Source organism: Chitinophaga sp. (assembly GCF_035564935.1).
Classification (GTDB): Bacteria; Bacteroidota; Bacteroidia; order Chitinophagales; family Chitinophagaceae; genus Chitinophaga.
On record NZ_DATMTE010000446.1, the window covers coordinates 1 to 4,991 of the forward strand.

Below are 4,991 nucleotides of genomic sequence, written 5' to 3' on the forward strand. Positions count from 1 at the left end.
GCCCTGTTGTACAGGTAACCGGTAAGATCAGAAAGCGCCGGATAAAAGGATGCCAGGCACTTCACCCGGCGATCCAATGCTGCAGTCACAATTGCCAGCGCCCCACCCTGGCTGCCCCCGGAAACCGCCAGGTTTTGCCCGTCGAACGAGGGAAGGCTGAAAATGTAGTCTATCGCACGAATACAACCCATATATACACGTTTGTAATAATAGCGGTCCCGGTCATCCAGGTTATAGGTCTGGTAATCCCTTAACGCACCAAAACGCAGATCATCATACACCGGTCCGCTCATTGCTACCGGAATGCCGTGGATGCCTATCTGGAAAGTAATGATCCCTTTTACTGTCATGGTTTTATTCCCATAATAAGACCGCACCCCCGCCCCCGGCACTTCCAGGATAGCCGGGTACTTCCCTTCTTTTTTGGGCACACATAAAATTCCATACAGCCGATTTTTAAACTCATAGCTCTGGATACTTACCAGGAATGTATTCACTTTGTCATCACTCCTCTCAGGCATAAGCGTTGCTTTTACATCCATAGGGATTTTGGCGGCGTTGGCTTTTGCACTGTCCCAGAAGGCTTCAAAATCATCCGGCATAGTAGTGGTAGGTTTAATCTCCAGCGGGCTGAATGCCGCGGTAGCCATGCCTGTTAACAGTTGTCCATTAACACGGCCACGCACATAGCACCGAAGAAAACCGGGATCCTTTAATGTACCTCCCTCTACTTTCAATAGCCCATCTTCAAGCGTAACTGAATCCGTTTTATCCGGTGTCATCTTTTCCCTGCCTACTTCATAGTAAAGCCGCACGTTCTTCACTGCTTTACCATCAGACATTACCCTGATCGTAAAAGTTGCCTTTTCGTTTGTCTTATAAACCCAATCGTTGTGATTGAGGGTAACAATAATAGTATCCTTTCCCGCAAGGCAGCTGCCTGCATACGTGTGTGTTGCAGCTACAAGCATAAGTGATACAAACAAGAGGTATTTCATCATCTGAAAGATTTACTGAAAAAACGGTTTATCCGGACTAAAAATCTGTAACGCTATAAAAAGCCTTTTTGGGCTGCAGTTTTTCATCAAAAAGATAAGGATGATTTTCCTTTCTTAACTTTTTAGTAAGATAATTGGGCCAATCGTACCCGCTCCACAAGGTAATGCCCGTTACCTTTCCCTTGCTTTCGCGGCATACCCGGAAAATCATTTTGTAGATATCCGCCTGCCGTTGTTTCTTTTCTTCGGTATAAGCGGCATCTTCTCCTGCAAGATCATGCGCATTCAATATCTTACCGGCTTTTCTTTTAGGGTAAAGCGAAATATCCAGTTCTGTCAGTTGTACATCCAGCCCCAAATCACTGAACATTTCTATGGTTTCGCGCAGATAATTTTCCGGCACGCCTTCTATCCCCCAATGCGCCTGCATTCCCACACCATTAACAGGCACACCGGCTGCTTTCAGCTTCTTAAGGAAACGATAAATCTTATCCCGTTTTTTTGACCATTCAAAACCGTTATCATTATAAAACAGCCGGGCATCAGGGTCCGCTTCATGGGCATACTCAAAAGCCTTTGCTATATACTCTTCCCCTGCGATCATATACAGGGAATCTGTACGTGCATCCAACGGGTCGGGGTAAACATAGGAAATGGCTTCATTCACCACATCCCAGCAATAGGCCTTTCCTTTATACCGCTGCATCACAGTGGTAATATGTGTTTTCAATCGCTGTAACAGCAATGTTTTGCCGGCCAGGCCGTCACCATCCCTGTATATCCAGCCAGGCATCTGTAAAGGCCATACAAGCGTGTGGCCCCTGATCTTCAGATGGTGTTGCACTGCAAAGTCTGCCATCTTATCTGCTTTTTGCCAGTCAAATATCCCTTCCTTTGCCTGCAGCCGTTTGGGCTTCCATTCGTTCTCCGGCGTTATGCCGGCATATTGCCGGCTGATAAATGCCGCTACCCCAGGACTGTCTGTTAAGGCATCATAACCAACCGCGGCACCTACAGGGAAATAATTGCGATAAGCTTCCTTTAATGTTTTCGGAGTATTCAATGATACATGTTGCTGCGCGGCAGACCTGTAATATACCGCGCCGGCGCCAACTGTTCCTGTAAGGATAATTAAAAATAAAAAACGTTTCATTATTGATATTTTGTACAACTCAGTGCGTGTATAGTAATTCCTGTAATACCTGCATCGTTTCCCGTTGCCGTTGTTCCACATATAAAGCGGCTTTACCGGCCTTTTCCCGGGCAGCCGCCGGATCATTCGCCAGTGATAGCACCGTGGGCACAATCCGCTTTACGTCCTCTTCTACGTCCATATCGAACAGCCAATCGTTCAGCCCGATGTCACGCCACATGAACCCTTTGGTCGACTGCTCATAGAAGCGGCAAACAATTGCCGGAACATGCTGCCCGATACAGATAATCGGTGAATGCATTTCCATCCCGAACAACCCTGCTGAGCGCCTGTAGGTACTCAGGGCTTCATCGGTGAGCCAGTATTTTTCCCTCCACACTACTTTCTTTTTTACGTCTTCCGGCAGCAGGTCAACAATGATCTCTTTTCCCAACGCCACCTGTGATTCATCTTCAGGGCATACTAATACCTTCATAGAGGTTTGGCGGACGATAGCAGTGATTGCATTCCTTAGTGGTGCATTATCGTGTTCTTTCATCACTTCATTGCGCGCGGCCCGTTCCGGAACATAAGGCCGGTTCTTCCCTTTGGCCAGCCACTCCGGCGTAAACCGGAGCCGGGGAATACAACAAAGAAAATTTCCTTCAACCAGTCCGTGCTCCTGCATAAAAGCAAGGGCCGCTCTATCGTTCCTGATATCCACCGCAAAAGTCGCATCCGGCGCAAATTCCATCACGGGGCAGGTCACATTGTTATTCCTGGCGAAATCCAGCGAAACTGAGTCCCGGAAAAAAACAAATGCAGCCTTGCTCAGCAGGTCAATATCCTGCGGGGATGCCTTGATCACCGTATCCTTTGCCGCATATATGCCGGGGAAAGTGATCCCGTAAACACCATATGGTTTACCTGTTTCCCTGCTCCAGCGACTAAGCGCTGCACGGCCCACCAGGGACGGCCCCGACCCATGTAAAAGAAAATCGCACTCTCTGAAAGCGCGCATTATATCTGCTTCCGTATGTACCATCTTAACCTGTGGAAAACGCCGGTGCAACATATCGTCAACACCATTTCCCACATCCATTGGCCACAACCATACTTCTGTATCCGGCAGGTACTTTTCCAACAACGCCAGTAATCCCGGCGTATGTGCAATATCACCTATGTTGAATGTTTGCCAGGATGATCTTAACAGTACCCGTTTCTTTCTCGTTTTCCCTGTATGCGCCCAGGCCGGCAGGGAGGCTGAAAGGCTTAGCAGCAAGGGAACATTCCTGATAAATGTTCTGCGGCTTTGTATAAGTTCCATACCCATATCAATGCTTTAATTGTATCCTTTCTTTTTCTTCAATGTGATATTCCTCTACTCCTTCCAGCTGGTATAATGCGTTGGCATCCACTTTATCTGTCCGGAAACCATGTATATCCAGCCGGCCAATATCCACCCCAGCCAGTGGTATCCGGGGATCGGGAGCTGCTGAGGAAAGATTGATGTCTGAAAGTGTAATGTTCTTTACATGCCTTATGAAGAAACCGGAGCAAGGCAGGTTCTTCCAAACCGTGGGCTGCGGGTAACCTTTCTCATCTTCCTTCACTTTATCCGTGCTGGCCAGGTATTCACCAGGGCGAACATTGCCTTTATTCATTACCTGGATATTATGTAATGAAATATTTTCTATCATAGCACCGGGTATGCCGGTAACAGAAGATGCGAAGTTACCGGTATTGTAAGCCTGGATATTGGATAACTGTATATTTCTCATTTTCCCCTGCAATGGCTCCGGCGCTGTTTCGGTATGCCTTCGCCCCCTGTTGGCCAGGCGTACGAAGATGGGGCATTCAGTGCCCTCTATAAGTATGTTATTAACGTTTACACCGTCCATAACACCCCCATCCACTATTTCCAGCGAAATGCCCGTCATGCCGTTGCGTACGCCATAATGAGGCGGCTCATTATTAACCGAAGGCCTGACAATACAATCAGCAATGCTGATATTTTTGAAACCGCCGGTTGATTCGGTACCGCACTTAATAGCATTACAGAAACTGCTGGCAATACATCCCTTTATAACAATATCTTCACAGGCTGCCGTACCCGTACTTTTCAAAGTGATACAGTCATCGTCGGAATCAAGGATACTGTTCGACAGCACCAAACGCCTGCATCCGTCAATATCAATTGCATCATTATTACGGTTGCTGTGATTGTATACCTGTATATCATTTATCGTTACATCTTCGCAATCGAGGTAATGCTGGTTCCATATCCCTGCGTTACGCATAGTAACACCGGTTACGGATACTTTTTTGCAGGAGATGAATAAAATATTTCGTGGCCGTCCGTCTCTGTCGCCGCCCAATAATTCAGGCCGGGGCATTTGCCTGGCGCCAAGCCCGTCAATCGTGCCTTTGCCACCTATACCAATATTGGAGGCGCCTTCTGCATATATCAGGGCAAACCATCCGCCCGGGTCTTTCTGGGACCGGTAAGCGGGTTGCGGCATACGCGGAAAATCCTTATGATCTGTACTGGCATATAATACGGCGCCGCGTTCCAGGTAAAGGGCTACATTACTCTTCAGCACAATAGTCCCGGATCTGTAATTGCCCGGCGGGATCAATACCTGTCCGCCACCGGCCTTATAACAGGCTTCCACAGCTTTGTTGATGGCAACGGTGCTTAACTTATTGGTGTCTTTAACCGCCCCGTAGTCCATTATATTAAAAGTCTGTGCCTGCGCCAGCGATCCAAAGCCCAACACAGCGAGTATGATCATTAATAGTTCCCGTTTATTCATGTTATAACGTCTAAGTATATACGATCTCTTTTAGTATCCATAGTC

The 4,991-nt window shown here is 47.5% G+C and carries 4 protein-coding genes; all 4 read right to left on the reverse strand.

Translation table 11 applies throughout. The features are described 5' to 3' along the window. Positions 1–1,001: acetylxylan esterase (locus VN105_RS11565; protein ID WP_325640982.1), on the reverse strand; the 1,001-nt coding region annotated here is incomplete at its 3' end. A gap of 34 nt (positions 1,002–1,035) precedes the next feature. Beyond that, a complete protein-coding gene (locus VN105_RS11570) occupies positions 1,036–2,151 on the reverse strand; it encodes an endo-1,4-beta-xylanase (RefSeq protein ID WP_325640984.1) in 1,116 nt (371 codons plus the stop codon). 19 nt (positions 2,152–2,170) lie between these two features. Then, complete coding sequence (locus tag VN105_RS11575; RefSeq protein ID WP_325640986.1) at positions 2,171–3,457, reverse strand: polysaccharide pyruvyl transferase family protein; 1,287 nt, start codon at positions 3,455–3,457, stop codon at positions 2,171–2,173. A gap of 7 nt (positions 3,458–3,464) precedes the next feature. Continuing rightward, positions 3,465–4,925: a glycoside hydrolase family 28 protein gene (locus VN105_RS11580; RefSeq protein WP_325640988.1), complete on the reverse strand. Its 1,461-nt coding sequence runs from the start codon at positions 4,923–4,925 to the stop codon at positions 3,465–3,467. Between the last annotated feature and the right edge of the window lie 66 nt (positions 4,926–4,991).

Coding starts and splice junctions, on each gene's coding strand:
- VN105_RS11570 (WP_325640984.1), bottom strand. CDS start 2,151: ATGAAACGTTTTTTATTTTTAATTATCCTTACAGGAACAGTTGGCGCC.
- VN105_RS11575 (WP_325640986.1), bottom strand. CDS start 3,457: ATGGAACTTATACAAAGCCGCAGAACATTTATCAGGAATGTTCCCTTG.
- VN105_RS11580 (WP_325640988.1), bottom strand. CDS start 4,925: ATGATCATACTCGCTGTGTTGGGCTTTGGATCGCTGGCGCAGGCACAG.